At 57.2% G+C, this 18,348-nt stretch carries 16 protein-coding genes and 1 riboswitch; of the genes, 12 read left to right on the top strand and 4 right to left on the bottom strand.

The annotated features are described in order from the left end of the window. Nucleotides 1–116: 116 nt before the first annotated feature. From V7665_RS10800 to V7665_RS10790, 3 genes are all read left to right on the top strand, one after another. Nucleotides 117–509 (top strand): hypothetical protein, encoded by a 393-nt coding sequence (locus V7665_RS10800; RefSeq protein ID WP_335664549.1) that lies wholly within the window; start codon nt 117–119, stop codon nt 507–509. 87 nt (nt 510–596) lie between these two features. Beyond that, complete coding sequence (locus V7665_RS10795; RefSeq protein WP_335664548.1) at nt 597–1,943, top strand: TldD/PmbA family protein; 1,347 nt, start codon at nt 597–599, stop codon at nt 1,941–1,943. 86 nt (nt 1,944–2,029) lie between these two features. Then, complete coding sequence (locus V7665_RS10790; protein ID WP_335664547.1) at nt 2,030–2,818, top strand: 3'(2'),5'-bisphosphate nucleotidase CysQ; 789 nt, start codon at nt 2,030–2,032, stop codon at nt 2,816–2,818. Here the strand turns inward: V7665_RS10790 and V7665_RS10785 are convergent. From V7665_RS10785 to crtY, 3 genes are all read right to left on the bottom strand, one after another. Next, entirely contained in the window at nt 2,815–3,750 is a 936-nt protein-coding gene (locus V7665_RS10785; RefSeq protein ID WP_335664546.1) for a phytoene/squalene synthase family protein, read from the bottom strand. The two genes, V7665_RS10790 and V7665_RS10785, sit on opposite strands and share 4 nt — an antisense overlap. A gap of 87 nt (nt 3,751–3,837) precedes the next feature. After that, complete coding sequence (locus V7665_RS10780; protein ID WP_335664545.1) at nt 3,838–5,349, bottom strand: phytoene desaturase; 1,512 nt, start codon at nt 5,347–5,349, stop codon at nt 3,838–3,840. A gap of 13 nt (nt 5,350–5,362) precedes the next feature. Beyond that, complete coding sequence (crtY, locus tag V7665_RS10775) at nt 5,363–6,538, bottom strand: lycopene beta-cyclase CrtY (RefSeq protein WP_335664544.1); 1,176 nt, start codon at nt 6,536–6,538, stop codon at nt 5,363–5,365. A gap of 145 nt (nt 6,539–6,683) precedes the next feature. On the opposite strand from crtY, the gene V7665_RS10770 reads away from it, so the two are divergent. The 5 genes from V7665_RS10770 (at nt 6,684) to V7665_RS10750 (ending at nt 10,749) form a co-directional block, all read left to right on the top strand. Continuing rightward, on the top strand, nt 6,684–7,409 hold the full coding sequence (locus tag V7665_RS10770) for a sterol desaturase family protein (protein WP_442955214.1): 726 nt from the start codon (nt 6,684–6,686) through the stop codon (nt 7,407–7,409). Continuing rightward, the gene (locus V7665_RS10765) at nt 7,351–7,812 is read left to right on the top strand and encodes a DUF2141 domain-containing protein (protein WP_335664542.1); all 462 of its coding nucleotides are present in this window, start codon (nt 7,351–7,353) and stop codon (nt 7,810–7,812) included. The genes V7665_RS10770 and V7665_RS10765 overlap by 59 nt, the downstream gene beginning before the upstream one ends. A gap of 70 nt (nt 7,813–7,882) precedes the next feature. Beyond that, nucleotides 7,883–9,262 carry an HD-GYP domain-containing protein gene (locus V7665_RS10760; protein WP_335664541.1) on the top strand — a complete coding sequence of 460 codons (1,380 nt, stop codon included), beginning with the start codon at nt 7,883–7,885 and terminating at the stop codon, nt 9,260–9,262. Between the two features lie 98 nt (nt 9,263–9,360). Next, nucleotides 9,361–10,227 (top strand): MipA/OmpV family protein, encoded by an 867-nt coding sequence (locus V7665_RS10755; protein WP_335664540.1) that lies wholly within the window; start codon nt 9,361–9,363, stop codon nt 10,225–10,227. A 114-nt stretch (nt 10,228–10,341) separates the two neighbouring features. Beyond that, complete coding sequence (locus V7665_RS10750) at nt 10,342–10,749, top strand: hypothetical protein (RefSeq protein ID WP_335664539.1); 408 nt, start codon at nt 10,342–10,344, stop codon at nt 10,747–10,749. A gap of 24 nt (nt 10,750–10,773) precedes the next feature. Here V7665_RS10750 and V7665_RS10745 read toward each other — a convergent pair whose 3' ends face one another. After that, nucleotides 10,774–13,353, bottom strand: coding sequence for a flavin-containing monooxygenase (locus V7665_RS10745; RefSeq protein ID WP_335664538.1), 2,580 nt, complete (start codon nt 13,351–13,353; stop codon nt 10,774–10,776). A gap of 153 nt (nt 13,354–13,506) precedes the next feature. Continuing rightward, a riboswitch (TPP riboswitch) is annotated at nt 13,507–13,612 on the top strand. Nucleotides 13,613–13,653: 41 nt separating this feature from the next. Here V7665_RS10745 and thiC point away from each other — a divergent pair. The 4 genes from thiC to V7665_RS10725 all read left to right on the top strand — a co-directional run. Further along, the gene (thiC, locus tag V7665_RS10740; protein WP_335664537.1) at nt 13,654–15,564 is read left to right on the top strand and encodes a phosphomethylpyrimidine synthase ThiC; all 1,911 of its coding nucleotides are present in this window, start codon (nt 13,654–13,656) and stop codon (nt 15,562–15,564) included. A gap of 128 nt (nt 15,565–15,692) precedes the next feature. Then, nucleotides 15,693–16,499 carry a trypsin-like peptidase domain-containing protein gene (locus tag V7665_RS10735; protein WP_335664536.1) on the top strand — a complete coding sequence of 269 codons (807 nt, stop codon included), beginning with the start codon at nt 15,693–15,695 and terminating at the stop codon, nt 16,497–16,499. A 141-nt stretch (nt 16,500–16,640) separates the two neighbouring features. Then, the gene (locus V7665_RS10730; protein WP_335664535.1) at nt 16,641–17,768 is read left to right on the top strand and encodes a Fic family protein; all 1,128 of its coding nucleotides are present in this window, start codon (nt 16,641–16,643) and stop codon (nt 17,766–17,768) included. A gap of 234 nt (nt 17,769–18,002) precedes the next feature. Continuing rightward, nucleotides 18,003–18,348: nuclear transport factor 2 family protein (locus tag V7665_RS10725; RefSeq protein ID WP_335664534.1), on the top strand; the 346-nt coding region annotated here is incomplete at its 3' end.

The raw sequence follows: 18,348 nt of genomic DNA, 5'->3' as shown, positions 1-18,348 counted from the left end.
AGGCCTGAAAACAGTCTATTTGGCTTTTTCGATAAATAGGGTATAGTGTTGGCCTACTATTGTACGGGAGCAAACTTCCGGCGATGGTTGGGGATGATATTCTGAGGGGAATGGAAATGGTCGCAACAGCGTCTCAAAAATCGGTTAGCAAGCATCGCGCGCGTCACGACGTGCAGCATATTGGCGTCCGCTGGGACAAGAAAATGAGCAACAATTGCGCTGCTGCCTTGCTGGTCTACACTCTGGCGCAGATATTCTTCGTGCTTGGCTTCATCGAAGCCAAGGGCATGTCAATCGCCCCCTATTTCGGTCTGGTCCTGCTGGTTGCCGTGATCATTCCCTTTTGCCGCAATTTTGAAAAGCGCTGGGCCACCATGAGCAGCAGCGGCTTGTCGGAGCAAAGCCTTGCCGCAAAATTCCGGTCCGATCAGGTGGTACTGTGGGTATTGGCTCTCGGCCTGCCATTGGTTTTTGCCGGTTTGATCAAGACTTTTGGAACGATGTTCTAAAACCGGGCTCTGAAAACCGGCTATCGTTTCTTCACCATTTAGCAGCCGATCGTTGACCTTGCAGGGTGTCGCACCTATGTCCGGCTCATGCTAAAACCTTCTGAAGCGCAGGATCGCGCCGACTCCCTCATTTCCCTGGCCAAAAAGGCCGGCGCCGATGCCGCTGACGCCATCTATGTTTGCGATGCCGCAACCCAGGTGCAGATGCGCCTCGGCAATCTCGAAGAGGTCGAGCGTTCCGAAGGCGAGGAAATCGGCCTCCGGGTCTTTGTCGGCAAGCGTTCGGCAACCGTGTCCTCCTCCGATATGGACCCGCAAATATTGTCCGCTCTGGTCGGACGCGCCCTCGACATGGCCAGAGAGGCGCCAGAAGACCAATATGCCGGCCTCGCGCCGGAAGAATTGCTGCTGAAAACCGAACCGCACCCGATCGAAGGCGATGACGAGCAGGACCCGGAACCCGAGTTGCTCCGTGAACTGGCGTTACAAGCAGAAGATGCCGCGCGGGCGGTCGAGGGTGTCACCAACAGCGAAGGCGGCGGCGCCAGCGCCGGTCGCAGCATTGTTGCGCTGGCCACCAGCCATGGCTTTTCCGGTGCCTATTCCACCAGCGGCTATAGCCTGTCGGCGAGCGTCATCGCCGGAACCGGTGACGGCATGGAACGCGATTATGCCTATGACAGCGTCCGCTTTCTCGAAGATATGCAATCACCGGAGAAAATCGGCCGGGAAGCGGGAGAGCGCGCTGTTGCCAGGCTCAACCCGGTCAATTTCAAATCAGGCGCCATGCCCGTCGTTTTCGACCCACGGGTCGGCAACAGCCTGCTGGGTCATTTCCTCGGCGCGATTGCGGGCAGCGCCATCGCGCGCAAAACCAGCTTTCTGCTGGATGCACTGGATACCCAGATATTTGACAGCGCCCTGACCATCATTGACTGTCCGCATCGCAAGCGTGGCCTCAGGTCCAAGGCATTTGACGGCGAAGGTCTGCCGACCAAAAAAACCAAATTGATCGATAATGGGCGGCTGACCCAATGGCTGATGGAAAGTGCATCGGCTCGCCAGCTCGGCTTGCAGCCAACCGGCCATGCCTCGCGCGGTATCGGCGGAGCACCGGGCGTGAGCGTGACCAACCTGCATATGGGCAATGGCTCGGTCAGCCAGGCGGATCTGATCAAGGATATCAAACATGGTGTCTATATCACCGAACTGATCGGCATGGGCGTCAATCCGGTAACCGGTGATTATAGCCGGGGAGCCGGCGGTTTCCTGATTACCGACGGCGAGATCGGCCCGCCAGTTTCGGAAATCACCATTGCCGGCAATCTGAAAGACATGTTCAGGAGCCTGATCGCTGCCGATGATCTGGAATATCACTATAGCATGAATGTACCCACCCTGCGCACCGACAGCATGACGGTGGCGGGTGGCTGATCAAATCCGTTAGTGGTGAGCCTGTCGAACCACGCCTAACGGACTAGAAGCGCCCTTCGACAGGCTCTGGGTGAACGGAGAAACTCGTGGCTGACATAGATTTTGATCGGGTCATTGCGATCGCCGAACAGGGCGGGGCCCTCGCCATGCGTGACTGGAAACTGGACAAGCTGGCCGCCAAGACCTGGGAAAAATCACCGGGACAGATTGTCAGCGATGCCGATCTGGCGGTCGATCGCTTTTTGCGCAGCGAACTGGAAAAGCTGGCTCCTTCCGCCGGCTGGCTCTCCGAAGAAACCCATATCGATCAGAGTGGTGCCGGTGCTGAACTGACCTGGGTGGTCGATCCCATTGATGGCACAAAAGATTTTGTCGCCGGCAAGACCGGCTGGTGCGTCTCGGTGGCGCTTGTGCACGGGGATGACCCGATTTTCGGTGTGCTTGTCGCTCCGGCCATGCAGGAAGTCTGGGTCGGTAAAGCGGGCAGCCATAGCGAGATCAACGGCAGGGCGCTGCACGCCAGCCAGCGACGTCAATATGACGGATGCCGTATTCCGGCGGAAATGCTGCCGCCCGAACTCAATCTGACAGCGGTGCCAAAGCCGAACAGTATCGCGCTCAGAATGGCGATGGTCGCGGATGACCGGGCGGATGTCGTCGCGTCCACTCGCTGGGGCCATGAATGGGATATCGCAGCGGCCCATGTCATTGCCGTCGAAGCGGGGGCGAGCGTCACCAATGCGCTAGGCGAAACTTTGGTCTATAACGGCACCCACGGCAAGGCCCTTGGCGTGCTGTGCTGTTCGCAAAATCTGTTTGACACGGCAGTGCAACGCATTGGCAAATATGTCACCGAACATGGTGCCAGCCACTAGGCCGGACGGGTCGCGCGGGCTCTTGTCCACAATCCCTGACGGTCGCGCCGGGCTGAGTTGATCAGCGCCTGCGCAAAGGCTTTCAATATCCAGCCCAGTTTTTTGCCCTTGCTGGTGAATATTCGCTGCTCAAGCGAGGCGCCGTCGCTCTGCTTGATCGCCCGGGCGATATCTCCGTAAATCCCGGCTGCCGCCAGCACTGCCCAGCGGGACCGGAACGGCAGGCTTGATGCGCCGACGCGCGCCGAATCTTCATAATCTCCCGCCAGGTCGCAAAGCCGGTTGACCAGCGTGATCAGCGCAGCCCGATTGGCTGGATCCATGATGTGATCGGGATCAATGCGGGCTTCGGCGAGCCAGCTTTTCGGCAAATAGCATCGCCCGGCCTGTGCATCCTCGGCCACGTCGCGCGCGATATTGGCAAGCTGGAACGCCAGCCCCAGATCACAGGCGCGGTCCAGCACCTCCTGATCCCTTGCCGAAACGCCCATCACGATCGCCATCATGCAACCGACCGCTCCCGCGACATGATAGCAATATTGAAACAGATCATCCTCGGTTTCCGGTCGCCATCCGCGGGCATCCAGCGCGAAACCGTCGATCATGTCATCTGCCAGCTTTTTCGGAATAGCGCATTCCTGCGCGACCACACCAAAGGCGTCGAACGGGGGATTGCCGGTCTGTTCGCCGCCATGCGCGCGCGTGGTCATCATCCGCATGGCCGCGATGGTTTTTTCCGGATTGGCGATGGTCGACATCCCGTGACCATGATCCTGACCGTCAGCCAGATCATCACAGGCGCGGCACCAGTAATAGAGCAGCCAAGCCCGTTCGCGGGTTTGCCGGGCAAAGAGTTTCGAGGCACGGGCAAAGGATTTCGACCCGCGTTCGATACTGGTTCTGGCGTGAGTGACGAGATTAGCCCGATTCATGAAATTATACCGTTCGTCCTGAGCTTGTCGAAGGGCGTCGCTCGGCAAGGCGGATCAGTTTGACAGGTTTGCAAATGCGGAATTGTTTCACCCCATATCCTCCAGCATCAGTTCAGCCGTCGCCTTGGCACTGCCGACGACGCCCGGGATTCCCGCGCCCGGATGGGTGCCGGCACCGACAAAATAGAGATTGTCGATCACGTCATCGCGATTGTGTACCCGGAACCAGGCGCTTTGCGTGAGCAGCGGCTCAAGGCTGAACGCGCTGCCGAGATGCGCGTTGAGGTCACTGCCGAAATCCTGCGGCGTATAGTGAAAGCTGGTGACAATGCGGTCGTGAATATCGGGGATCAGCCGATGGCCGATTTCGTCGAGAATCCGCTTCTCGTAAATCGGTCCCATTTCCTTCCAGTCGATCGGCAGCTTGCCCTGATGGGGCACCGGTGCCAGCACATAGAATGTGCTATGGCCTTCGGGTGCCATTTCCGGATCGGTGACCGTTGGATGGTGCAGATAGAGCGAAAAATCGCTCGGCAGCACGCCATTGTCATAAATATCCGCGAGCAGGCCTTTGTAGCGCGGACCGAACAGGATCATATGGTGCGGAATGCCGGGCCAGCTGCCTTTCAGGCCAAAATGGACGACAAACAGCGACGGCGAATATTTTTTCTTCAGCAGCTTTTCGCTGACCGTTTCGCTGCGATGCTTGTGGCCGAGCAGGTCGCGGTAGCTGTGCACGACATCGGCATTGGAGGCGACGGCATCAAATCGCTCGCTCCAGCCGGATTTGCAGGTGATACCGGATGCCCGGTCGCCGATCGTATCAATTTTCGTCACCGGATCACCCAGTCGGATCACCCCGCCAATCCGCTCGAAATGCTTGACCATGGCGCTGACCAGCATATTGGTCCCGCCCTTGGCAAACCAGACGCCGCCGAGCCGTTCCAGCTTGTGGATCAGGCCGTAAATCGCGCTGGTTTTCATGGGGTTGCCGCCAACCAGCAGCGACTGAAAGGACAGAAACTCGCGCAGCTTCTCATTTTTTACAAAGCTGGAGACCTTGGAATAAACCGAGCGATAGGCTTCATATTTCATCAGCGCAGGGGCCGCCTTGATCATCGACTTGAAATCGAGAAACGCCTTGGTGCCCAGCTTGACATAGCCTTCCTCGTACAGCCCGCCGCTATATTCGAGGAATTTCTTGTAGCCTTCGACATCATCGGGCTCGATCGCCGCAATATTGGCGTAAAGCTCTTCGGGATCATTGACATAGTCAAAATTGGTCCCGTCCGGCCAGTTGAGCCGGTAGAAGGGTGATACCGGCATCAGCTCGATGTCTTTCGCCATATCATTGCCGGTAAGCTCCCACAGCTGCGACAGGCAATCCGGGTCGGTGATGACCGTGGGGCCGCCATCGAAGATAAAGCCTTCCTTCTCCCAATAATAAGCGCGGCCACCGGGCTTGTCACGGCTCTCCAAGATGGTCGTCTGGATACCGGCGGACTGCAGCCGGATGGCCAGTGCCAGACCGCCGAAGCCGGAACCGATCACGGCTGCTTTCTTGAACAATTCACTCTGGGATTTTGCAAGGTCACTCATGGGAACATCATACTCATCTATATTTCAGCAAAAGCGGGATGGCGCGGGAAATCGGGATGGGTGGCTTGCCGGTCAGCAGATTGGCCTGATCCATCCGGGTGGATTTGCCTGCATAGAAGCGGGCGAGCAAATTTTCGTCTTTGCTATAGGTATGTTCCAGCGTCTTGTAACGCTGGTCCGGGTCCGCACCGAGAAACAGGAAGGCGCAAAGCATCCGATAGAATTTTCCGTTCTTCCAATGTTTCTGGGCCAGATTGCGCAGCATCTTGTCAAGTGTGCCCTGGCTGATCTCGGGCATTTCGGCAATCATGATCGCGGTCTTGACCGCCATCGGCAGCGAGTAGCTGGTGATCGGCTGGATCAGCGCCGCCCTGGCCCCGGCCCGCGCATCGACGCCCTTGTTGGCCTGCCAGAAAGCCTCGAAATCGCCGCCGTAGATCACCGGAAGCTGGCCTTTTTCCTCGCTGAGCACCGCTTCGATGACCCATCCCTGAGCCGCCGCATAATCGGCAATCCGGCCATACGATGTCGCGCTGTCGAGGTCGGCGGTATCGGCATAATAAGTGTCTTCGACGAAAATTTCGGTGTCGCTGAACGGCAGGCAGTAAACGAACCGATAGCCATCAATCTGCTCGACCGTGGCATCCATGATCACCGGACGCTCCAGTCCGTGGGGTTGTTCCAGTTTGAGCATCTGGCCACAAAATTTCTGCCAGCCGACATCCAGCGCGGAAATATCGCCGCTGCCGCGCACATCGAGCACTGCCAGCGCCGTAATTTCTGCCCCATCGGCCAGCTGCACCAGCCCCTTTTCGACCTTTTTGGCTTTCTGCCCCGTTTTCAATGCCCCGGATGGCAGCCGCTTCCGCAATTCTTTGTCAAGATTTTCCGATTGAATCGAGCAGTAGCCGTTGCTCAGGCTCCGGCTATATTTGGGGAAATGCACATCATAGCTGTCCCACTGGCGGGAAATCAGCGGGTCGACCAGCCAGCGATGCTCCGGTTCGACGTCGCTCTCGAAAAAGGACCAGATATGATTGCCGCCAAATTGCTCATCTGCCTCGATCAGGGCAATATCCAGATCGGGTCGCAATTTCGCCAGCGCCAGCGCCACCAACCCGCCGGCCAGACCGCCGCCAGCGATAGCCAGATCATACTGGTTTGAAGGACGTCCCTGTTTCGGCATCATTTTGCCTTAGCCGATGGTGGGGGCATGGGAAAGCCTGTCTGAAAGCATGTAGGCGATTTATGCTTTAAGCCTTGCTCCCCGGTGATCCGCACCATATTCCCCTGCCATGGAATTTGCCGCTGCTATATTGATCTCGGCCGTCGCCATGACATTGATCGTCGGCGGACGGTATCTGCTGACCAGCGGCTTTTTTGCCTGGTTGACCAATCGGGTGCGACCGGGCCAATATGACAGGCTGAAACCCCAGATTGGCCGTGAAATCCGCTGGTCGCTGCTTTCCGCCGCTATCTACGGCGTCCCCGCCGGAATCGTCGCTTGGGGCTGGCAGAATGAAGGCTGGACCAAGATTTACACCGATCCGGATAACTATCCTTTGTGGTATCTCCCGCTATCGCTGTTCCTCTATCTTTTCCTTCATGACACATGGTTTTACTGGACCCACCGGTTGTTTCACCGGCCACAATGGTTCAAGGTCGCGCATGCGGTTCACCATGACAGTCGGCCGCCAACCGCCTGGGCGGCGATGAGCTTTCATCCGGTCGAGGCGATCAGCGGAGCGATCGTGATTCCGGCTCTGGTCGTCGCAATACCGATTCATGTCGGCGTTTTGGGGCTGGTTTTGCTGGTGATGACGATTATGGGCGTGTCCAATCATATGGGTTGGGAGATGTTCCCGCGCTGGCTTGTTCAGGGCAGGTTAGGGAAATGGCTCATAACCGCGACCCATCATGAAAAGCATCATGAATCATACAGAGGTAATTATGGCTTATATTTTCGCTTTTGGGACAAGATCTGCGGCACGGATATCGGCCTTGCCGATATTGGCAGCAACTTCGGTGCTGCTGCTCGGAGCAAGCGCGTCCGCGAGTGAAGCACCGGTCGTGGCGGTTGCGCCGGCGATCGCGGCCTCGATTGATCTGGCCATCACCGGTTTGCGCTCGGAAAAGGGCGATGTGCTGGTCTGTCTGAGTGCAAATCCAAAATATTTTCCGGACTGCAGCAAGGACAAGAACGCTCGCAAGATGAAAGTTTCGGCGGTCCAGGCCGACGCCATCCAGATTGCCAATGTGAAGCCCGGTACCTATGCCGTGGCGTTGATTCATGACGAAAATGCCAATGGCAAAATGGATTTGCGGCTGTTCTTGCCACGCGAAGGCTTTGGCTTTTCCCGCAATCCCAAAATCGGAATGGGCCCGCCGAAATTCCAGTCGGCTCAGTTCACTGTTGGCGCGCAGGATGCACATTATGCGGTGCACATGAAATATATCCTGTAATCTGGCGGATATTAACCGTTCACTAGTATTCTGGCGGCATCCTGCTGTAACAGACTAGGAGTAACGGCAAATGTATCAGGCCAGAAATGCAGTTTTCAGCCAGAATGACAGTATCGGGCAATCGCGGTTGTCAGAAATCCTCGGTGCCTTTTCTTACGCGCTGGACCTGACCGAAGGACAGCCCGCCGGCCACAGTATCCGGTCCTGCTGGATCGGAACGCAAATCGCCATGGCTCTGGGCTTGAAGGGCGACACGTTGCGGGATGTCTATTACGCGGTATTGCTCAAGGATCTTGGCTGTAGCAGCAACGCTGCCCGCGTCACCGAGATGCTGGCCGGAGATGACCGCAAGCTGAAATATGATTTCAAATTAATTGGTCCGCGCCCAGAAGACCTTAGTGAATTTCTTGCCAGCGCGGTTGGCATGGATGCGGATGCCGAAGTACGCGCCCGGGCACTTTCCAACCTGTCTGAAAATGGCGAGGCGATCCTGACCGATATCATTGCAACCCGCTGTTCGCGCGGTGCCGATATCGCCCGGCGTTTGCGTTTTTCCGAAGATGTCGCTCAGGCCATTGCCCATCTTGACGAACATTGGGAAGGGGGCGGCTTGCCGCTTGGCGTCGCTGGCAGCGATATTCATCTGGGTGGCCGGATCGCGCTCCTGGCCCAGGTGGCCGATGTTTTCTATAGCGCCCTGGGTAAAGAGGCCGCACTTGCAGAGGTCCGCAACCGGGCGGGAAGCTGGCTTGATCCGCAGCTGTGCGCATTATTTGAAAAATTGTCCGAGGCCAGTGGCTTCTGGGAGGAACTGGCGCTCGAAGATCTGCCCGAACAATTATGGGCGCTCGAACCGGCGGCGCATTATGTTGTCGTCGACGAGGATTATCTCGACGATATCAGTTTTGCCTTTGGCCAGGTCATTGACGCCAAAAGCCCTGACACGGCCGGCCATAGTGCACGGGTGGGGATGATCGCTGACCGGATTGCCGAAATATTGGGAATGGAAGCAGATCACCGCCGGGTGTTGCGCCGCGCTGCCGTCCTGCATGATATCGGAAAATTGGGCGTAAGCAGCACGATTCTCGAAAAGCCGGGCAAGCTCGATGCCGAGGAATGGGAAATCATGCGCGGCCATGCGGCCCTGACGACCAATATTCTCGGACAAATTGGCATAATGGGCGATATGGCGATGGTCGCCGGCTCGCATCACGAACGACTGGATGGAAAAGGATATCCATTCGGTCTGGATGAACGCAGTATTTCGATGGAATCCCGGATCATCACGGTGGCCGACATATATGATGCGCTGATAGCCGATCGGCCCTATCGGCCGGACATGTCATCGGAAAAGGCCATGGTCATTTTGCAGAGCGAAGTGGGCAGTGCGGTGGATCAGCAATGTTTCGCAGCCCTGCAGACTGTTGTTGAACAGGGCCTGACTGAATAGCTTTGCTTTGCCAAAGGGAAAATGGGCTACTATACTGGAGAAGCAACTGTTAAGCCGTCCCCGCGTTTAACCGTTACGCAACCAGTTGGGAATCAGTCGTGAAAAAATTGAACATATTTCGGTACGCCGCCTTATTTCCTCTCGGTCTCTGCATATCTTCTCCGCTTCTGGCGCAGGAAGACCCGGCACCCATGCCGGTCGAACGGTCGGTCTTTGATGGCGATTATCTGACCGCAGGCATCGGAATAGCGGTTGGTCCCAGCTATGAGGGGTCGGATAATTACACGATTTCGCCGCTGCCGGTTGTTCTCGGCAGTCTGGGCGGCATAGATTTTCAGCCGCGCGGTCCGGGCATTGCCTTTGATGTCATTCCCGATCGCAAGGGAGCGAAGGTCGATTTCGTCTTTGGCCCGGTCGTCCGGGCCCGGTTTGATCGGCAAAATTCGATCAAGGACCCTGTGGTCAGTTCTCTCGGCAAACTCGACTTCGCCATCGAAGTGGGCCCTTTTGCGGGCATTCAGGTCAATCGCGTCCTTAATCCCTATGATTCGCTGACGGCGCAGGTCGATCTGCGCTGGGATGTCGCCGGCGCGCATGACGGTATGGTCATCTTCCCCAACATGACCTATTTCACCCCGCTCAGCCGCAGCGTCGTCACCAGTCTGGCGATCAGCGGCGAATATGTGGATGATAATTACGCCGATTATTATTTCAGCATTTCACCTGCTGGCTCGGCGGCCAGTGGCCTGCCGGTCTTCACCGCCACCAGCGGCTGGAAAAATGTCGGACTGACCACGCTCACCGCCGTCGATCTCGATGGCGATGTGACCAACGGTGGCTGGGGCCTGATTTTCCTCGGCAGCTATTCACGGCTGCTCGGTGATCCCAAACGATCTCCGGTCACATCGATCCGCGGCAGCGCCAGTCAATTTTTCGGCGCGATAGGTGTGGGCTATACGTTCTGATGGTTGGCCTGATCCGAACGGGCAAACTTCACTCTAGACCCGCTCTGCCGTTCGTCATAGTCTCCAGCTATCCCGGATAGGCTCTTTTCCCACTGGGACAGAAGGAAAAACGATATGGGCAATGCAGGCAATATTACCGGCTGGATCACCTTCTTTGTCGGTCTCTATGCCGTTGCCGCAGGCATTGGTGAATTTCGGCGACCCGGTTTTTGGGCCAGGATGGTGCAGGAATTTCGCGAAGGCACGGCGCTGCAATTTGTCACCGGCATGGTCACCCTGGCGCTCGGAGCGACCATTTATCTGGTCAATCCCTGGAATCCCGGCGACCTGCTTGCGATATTGATCACCGTGCTGGGCGCCTGGATATTCATCGAAGGCGCACTGATCCTTGCGGTTGGCGACTGGTTTCTGAAGTTCGCCAGCAAGTTTCTGCGCGGGTCCAATCGTCTTTGGGCTGGCCTCTCGATTGCCATCGGTCTCGGTGCCATATTTGCTGCGCTGGTCCGGCTGCAAATGGGCTGATCGCGATCAATCGTAGCAATCGATTCAGGCTGGCTCCATCACTCTGAAATATTGTCGCAAGGCGGCCGCGATTTCCTGCCGGGCTTCGTTCGCGGTCGGGATTACCCCTACCGCCGCGAAGGACGTATGGATCTGGCCCGGATAGGTGATATTGCGCGCCGGCGTCCCTGCCGCATCCAGCGCTTCGGCATAAGCCTTGCCCTGATCGCGCAGCGGATCAAATTCGCCGGTGATGATCAGCGCCGGCGGCAGATTGGAAAGATCTGCAGCGAGCAACGGCGAGGCTTTGGGGTCTGTGCGGTCCGCGGGATCGGCATAATGATCCCAGAACCAGTCCATCAGCGCCCTGGTCAGCACAAAGCCTTCACCATTGTCGGTCATCGATGGGCTGTCGTCTCCAGCATCGACAACCGGCGTGATCAGAACCTGACCCCGGATTTCGGGGCCACCGGCGTCGCGGGCCAGCTGGCAGACCACGGCGGCAATATTGCCGCCGGCGCTCCAGCCGCAAACCGCCAGTTCACCAGCGGTACCGCCGAGCGTCTCGATATTTGCGGATGCCCATTTGACCGCAGCAAAGCCGTCATCCGCTGCGGCGGGGAAGGGCGCTTCCGGCGCGTGGCGGTAATTGGCGGAAATGATGATGCTATTGGCATTCACGCACAAGTCGCGGCAAAAAGCGTCGTCAGAGGTGTGATCGCCAAACACCCAGCCACCGCCGTGAAAATAGACCGTGACCGGATGCGGGCCGGGGCTGTCCGGCCGGTACAGGCGATAGTCGAGCAAACCATCTGCTCCGGGAAACTGCCCGTCTATAACTTCACCGACCGCCGGACCCGGAGGATTGCCAGCGTTCATCGCCACCGAAGTGGCGCGCGCCTGTTCCGGCGACATGCTTTCAAACGGCGGCAGTTCCATATCGGCCAGCATTTCCAGCAGCGCGACCACGTCGGGCTGCTGACGCCGGATCAGGCCGTCATTGCTGCGCGAACCGCCCGGACCGTCAAAGCGGAAGCCGAGATAATCCTGCGCCGCGACATCGTTGCAGACCCGGCGATAGGCGGCAACACCACCGACATAGGGCAGGCATACGCGTGGTTTTCCGGGTACGTTGGCGCCCATATACCAGGATTTTGCCAGCGGAAAGAGCGTCATGTCGCTGGTCGCCGTGCCATATTCGACCCAGCCGGTTTCTGCTGTCGCGGTGGCATCGATAACGGTGAGATCCTCTCTCCGCATATAGTCCAGGCAATCGGCAATCCATTCGACATGCTGCTCGATCGACAGAATCATGTTCGACAGGACCGACGGGCTGCCAGGGCCGGTAATCATGAAGAAATTGGGAAAGCCCGAGACCGTCAGGCCGAGATAGCTGACCGGGCCGTCGGCCCATTTGTCTTTCAGGCTCTGGCCATTGCGGCCCCGAATATCGATGGCCAGCAGCGCGCCGGTCATCGCGTCAAATCCGGTGGCGAAGACGATCGCATCAAAGGCGAAATTCTGATCCTGTGTCGCGACCCCGGTTTCGGTGATCGAGACGATCGGATCCTTCTTGATGTCGACAATATGCACATTGGGCTTGTTGAATGTCTGATAATAATTGGTGTCGAGACAGGCGCGCTTGGTGCAGATCGGAAATTCCGTCGGGGTCAATATGTCGGCGACATTGCTGTCCTCGATAACCGTGCGAATCTTGCTGCGGACAAATTCTGCCAGCGTGTCATTGGCCTCCTCACTGAGCATGATGTCGGCAAATTCGGAAGCGAGATGGGGTATCGCGCCTTTGGCCCAAAGCTCTTCGTAGCGCTGTTGCCGTTCTTCCTCCGACACTGTCAGCGCAAAGTCCATTGCCTCCTTGCCCGGCACGCCAGACTTGGTCCAGCGGGCTTCGTTCCGATAATCCTGATAGCGCTGCTTGATCGCCAGCTTCTCTGCCGCAATCGGGCCGTTGCGCGCCGGCAGGGAATAGTTGGCGGTGCGCTGGAACACGGTCATGCTGTCTGCCTGTTCGGCAATCAGCGGAATCGACTGGATGCCCGATGATCCGGTGCCGATCACCCCGACCTTTTTGCCGGAAAAATCGACGCCGTCATGCGGCCAGCTATGGGTGCGGTAAATCTCTCCGCTGAAACTGTCGATACCAGCAATATCGATATCCTTGGGCTGGGACAGGCAGCCGGTCGCCATGATGAAAAACCGGCTGCTGACCGTCTCGCCCTTGTCGGTGGTCACCGTCCATTGCGATCCATCCTCATCCCAGACTGCTGTTGCCACCCGCGCGCCAAAGCTGATGTCGCGGCGCAGGTCAAAGCGTTCGGCAACATGCTGGGCATAGCGTAGGATTTCGGGCTGAGTCGCATATTTCTCGCTCCATTCCCATTCCTGTTCCAGCTGCGGATCAAAACTGAACGAATAGTCGATGCTCTCAATATCGCAGCGCGCGCCCGGATAGCGGTTCCAGTACCAGGTGCCGCCAACATCGTCGCCCGCCTCAAAGGCGCGGGCCGAAAGTCCCATCTGCCTGAACTTGTGCAACAGATATAGGCCAGCAAAGCCTGCGCCGACAATGATTACATCCAGCTGTACCTTATTCGATTCCGTCATGTTCCGCTCCATATTGCGCCTCTGCGGGCGTTGTCGAAAAACTAGCAGATCGTTTCGCGGGAGCCTAATATAAATCTGCAGCACCGCCAAAATAATGCCGCTTGGCCAAAGTCCAGAATTGGCATGACATCCGGTCGCCAAGCCTCTAGCATTGAGTCATCCCCGGGGAGTCGTTTGACTGAGAGGCAGGTGTAACGCCCTGCGACCCGCTGAACCTGATCCCGATCACACGGGCGGAGGGAGGGAGCGGTTTTCGACAAATCCCGCCCTCGTTCTGCAATGACAAAGGAACGAAGATAAATGGCTGACCTTCCCGCAAAAACCGAAATTGGCGTAACCACCGGCGCGATCCGCGGCTCGAAAAAAGTCCATGTCGCGGCGCATAGCGGCTCCGGCATCCGCGTCGCGATGCGCGAGATTCATCTCGAGGGCGGCGAAGCGCCGATCCGGGTCTATGACACGTCCGGCCCCTATACCGACCCTGAAGCGCTGATCGATATCAACACCGGCCTCAACGAGTTGCGCAGCCCGTGGATCAAGGCGCGCGGCGATGTCGAGGAAGTCACCCAGCGCGAGATCAAGCCGGAAGACAATGGCCAGCTCGGTCCCGACCGCAGTGGCGGCGTCGCCCCGTTCCCCAATGTCCGCCGCAAGGTGCTGCGCGCCAAAGCGGGTGCCAATGTCTCCCAGATGCATTATGCGCGTCAGGGCATCATCACCCCGGAAATGGAATATGTCGCCGAGCGCGAAAATCTCGGCCGCGATCGATTGAAGGAATATATCCGCGACGGCGAAAGCTTTGGCGCGTCGATCCCCGACTATGTCACGCCGGAATTTGTCCGCGACGAGATTGCACGGGGCAGGGCGATCATTCCGAACAATATCAACCACCCGGAATCCGAACCGATGGCAATCGGCCGCAACTTCCTCGTCAAGATCAACGCCAATATCGGCAACAGCGCCGTCGCCTCCGATGTCGCCAATGAAGTCGACAAGATGGTCTGGTCGATCCGCTGGGGCGCCGACACGGTCATGGATCTTTCCACTGGCCGCAACATCCACGACACCCGCGAATGGATCATCCGCAACAGCCCGGTTCCGATCGGCACCGTGCCGATCTATCAGGCGCTCGAAAAAGTCGGCGGCGCTGCCGAAGAGCTGACCTGGGAAATTTTCCGCGATACCTTGATCGAACAGGCCGAGCAGGGCGTCGACTATTTCACCATCCACGCCGGTGTTCGCCTGCCCTATGTGCCGATGGCGGCCAAGCGGGTTACCGGCATCGTTTCGCGCGGCGGCTCGATCATGGCGAAATGGTGCCTCGCCCATCACAAGGAAAGCTTCCTCTACGAACATTTCGACGACATTACCGAGATCATGAAGGCCTATGACATCGCCTACAGCCTCGGCGACGGCCTGCGCCCCGGCTCGATTGCCGACGCCAATGACGAAGCGCAATTCTCCGAACTCTATACGCTCGGCGAGCTGACTCACCGCGCCTGGAAGTCGGACGTCCAGGTGATGATCGAGGGCCCCGGCCATGTGCCGATGCACAAGATCAAGGAGAATATGGAAAAGCAGCTCGAAGTCTGCGGCGAGGCGCCCTTCTACACGCTCGGCCCCCTTACCACCGACATCGCGCCCGGCTATGACCATATCACCAGCGGCATCGGCGCCGCCCAGATCGGCTGGTATGGCACCGCGATGCTCTGCTATGTCACGCCCAAGGAACATCTTGGCCTGCCCGACCGCGACGATGTCAAGGTCGGCGTGATCACCTATAAACTGGCCGCTCACGCCGCCGACCTCGCCAAGGGTCATCCGGCCGCCCAGGTCCGCGATGATGCGCTGTCAAAAGCCCGCTTCGAGTTCCGCTGGCGCGACCAGTTCAACCTCAGCCTCGACCCCGACACGGCTGAAGAATATCACGACCAGACGCTGCCAGCAGAAGGCGCGAAAACCGCGCATTTCTGCAGCATGTGTGGCCCGAAATTCTGTTCGATGAAAATCTCGCAGGAAGTCCGCGACTTCGCCAGCAAACAGAACCAGAGCGCCGAGGGCTTTCTCGCTTCGGAGAAACTGGGCGCGGACACCGCGGCGGCCAGCAAGGCGGCGGCGGAAGCGGGGATGCGCGAGATGAGCGAGAAATACAAGGATATGGGCGACCGGCTCTATCTGCCCGCGGACGAGGTGGAAGAACCGGCGGAGTGATCCACTGAAAGCCCCTCCCCTTCAGGGGAGGGGTTGGGGTGGGGCCTGTCCTAAAGCACCGCTGGAAAAGCTCGCTGCCGCGACGGGGAGCAAGCTTAGAATCACGCTAGAGGAGGATTAGGCAGACAATGAAGGATCGGCAATTTGTTGGACTTGATACGTATTCGCTTTGCACATCCAAACTGTCTATTTATCGACATGATCGTCCAGCGGACCCGGTCGAGTTAGCGATTGGGACTGGTTTTTTCTATAAATATGGGTCGCAGAGATATTTGGTTACAAATTGGCATAACGTTACAGGAATAGACTTTCAGTCCGGAAAGTCCATTTCGTCTACTGGTGCTAGACCGACAAACTTTGCCGTTCGTTTCGTAACGAACGATAGTAGAGCAACGCTTTATCTGAACCTCGGACTGTATGATGAAAAAGGCGATCCGGCCTGGTTGATCGATCCAAACTCTAGCCGAAAAGTTGATGTCTTAGCTATTCCACTCCCAACCTGGCCGAAGGATTCAATCAACACTTTCATCGGCGATATCGAAGAGCGGGATTTGCAAATTTCAGTGGGGGTTGATGTATTTATCATTGGTTTCCCTCAAGGGATTGATCGCGGACTCGCTCCTTTGTGGAAAAAAGGCTCTCTCGCTGTTGATCCGGACACGGCCAATAATTTGTCAAAACCTTACTGGTTGATCGATTGTGCATCTAGGAAAGGAATGTCCGGCTCTCCTGTTGTCATACGAAGGTTTTCACCTTTCGAAGACGAATCAGGAAATGTCTTTTCTCGCGGTCACGGGACGCGATTTATTGGTATCTATTCAGGTCGCTTTGAAGATAAAGACCCTCTTGGTGCTCATTTGGGGATTGTTTGGCCACGAGAACTACTCCAAGAAATTGTAGTTGCGGGCGTCTTTGATCGGTCATTGAGCCGATAATTTTACTTCGTTCCGTCTTTCGCTTCAGGATTACGATGGCAGTGCATTTGATCTATTCCCATGTTAAAAAAATCAACTTTCTTTAACATATAATCCTGATATGTTAGCATATCTGCTAATTCCCATCATGGTCGCCGCAATATGCTCAAACCCACCTATCAAATCCCTAATCTGCCGCCTCCCGGCGAACTGGAAACCAAGCCCGTTCTCAAATATGCAGCACTGGCCCATCGCTTCCTTGCCGAACTCAAGGGCCGGACGGCCACCATTCCCAACCAGGGCATATTGATCGACACGCTTTCCCTGCAGGAAGCCAAGGCGAGTTCGGAGATCGAGAATATTGTTACCACGCAAGACGAGCTGTTTCAGGCGGCGCTCTTTCCGGAAAATCCGTCATCACCCGCCGCCAAGGAAGTCGCGCTCTATCGCGATGCGCTGCGCAGCGGTCTGAATGACCTGCACAGCAAGCAGGGCGTGATTTCCAACAATTCCATCATTGCGATGTTCCAGATCCTCAAGCGCACCGATGGCGGCTTTCGCAATTCGCCAGGCACCGCGCTCAAAAATGACCAGACCGGAGAGATTGTCTATGTCCCACCGCAGGGCGGCCATGAAGTTGTAGCCGATATGACGGCGCTGGAAAAATTCATCAATGCCGACGATATGAGGCATCTCGATCCGCTGGTCAGAATGGCCATCATTCACCATCAGTTTGAGAGCATCCACCCCTTTCCCGATGGCAATGGCCGGCTGGGACGGATCATCAATGCGCTGTATCTGACCCAGCAGGGCTTGCTCGACATCCCGATCCTCTATCTCAGCCGGTACATCACCCGGAACAAGGGGGACTATTACAAATTGCTGCAATCCGTGCGCGAGACCGGCGACTGGGAACCGTGGCTCATCTATATGCTCACGGCAGTCGCAGAAACCTCGGTTCAAACCATTGAACTCATCGGCGGCATTCGCGATCTGATGGCAAGATACAAGCAGGAAATTCGGTCCGAGCATGGCAGGATATATTCCCAGGATTTGCTCAACAACCTGTTCCGCCATCCCTATACGCGGATCGATTATCTGGTGAACGACCTTGGCATTTCCCGCCAGACCGCGGCAAAATATCTGGATCAACTGGCGGACGGAGGGCTTTTGGTGAAACATCAATCGGGGCGGAATGTCTATTTCATCAACGTGCCCTTGATGGACTTGTTTCGGACCGGAGAGGCGGCAGATATTTCCAGACAACCACAGATTGATTCTGTTTCGTAGATCACCACCGACTGACCCGGGATTACGGGGATTTCTTTGACAGTTTACTAAATGCACAAAATTCGAATTGCGCTGACAGTGCGATGTATCCCTTAATCAGGCTTCCCCAACTACATCCCACACCCAAGACACCCCCCCGGTCGACCCGCAATACATCCTCTTCGAAAACCAGTGTCCGGCACAACTACCCCCTCCTAAGCCCCTCCCATCAAAAAAAGAGGGGGACCCACGCACATGAAATCAAACCACACGCCGCGCCTCCGGGCCACACTGATCGCCACTACCATCACCGCACTCACCGCCTTCGCCCAGCCCGCGCTGGCACAGCAAACCCCCACCACACCCCAACCCCCATCCTACGCCGCCATCACCACCGCCACCGCGCCCGTCGCCGACGCCTATTTCACCGCCTATATCGCCAACGACTGGCCCGCGCTCGAACCGCTGCTGGCCGAGACCGCGACCTTCCAGGACCCGACCGCAACGCGCGTATTCGGCGGGGTCTTGTCCGAAGGGCGCGCGGCGATGATGGAGCGGTTCCGCACCGGCTATGCCGGCATCTCCCATATGGAATTCGTCA

The organism is Parasphingorhabdus sp., from assembly GCF_036964675.1.
GTDB lineage: Bacteria > Pseudomonadota > Alphaproteobacteria > Sphingomonadales > Sphingomonadaceae > Parasphingorhabdus.
This window is presented reverse-complemented; position numbering and strand designations above follow the sequence as displayed.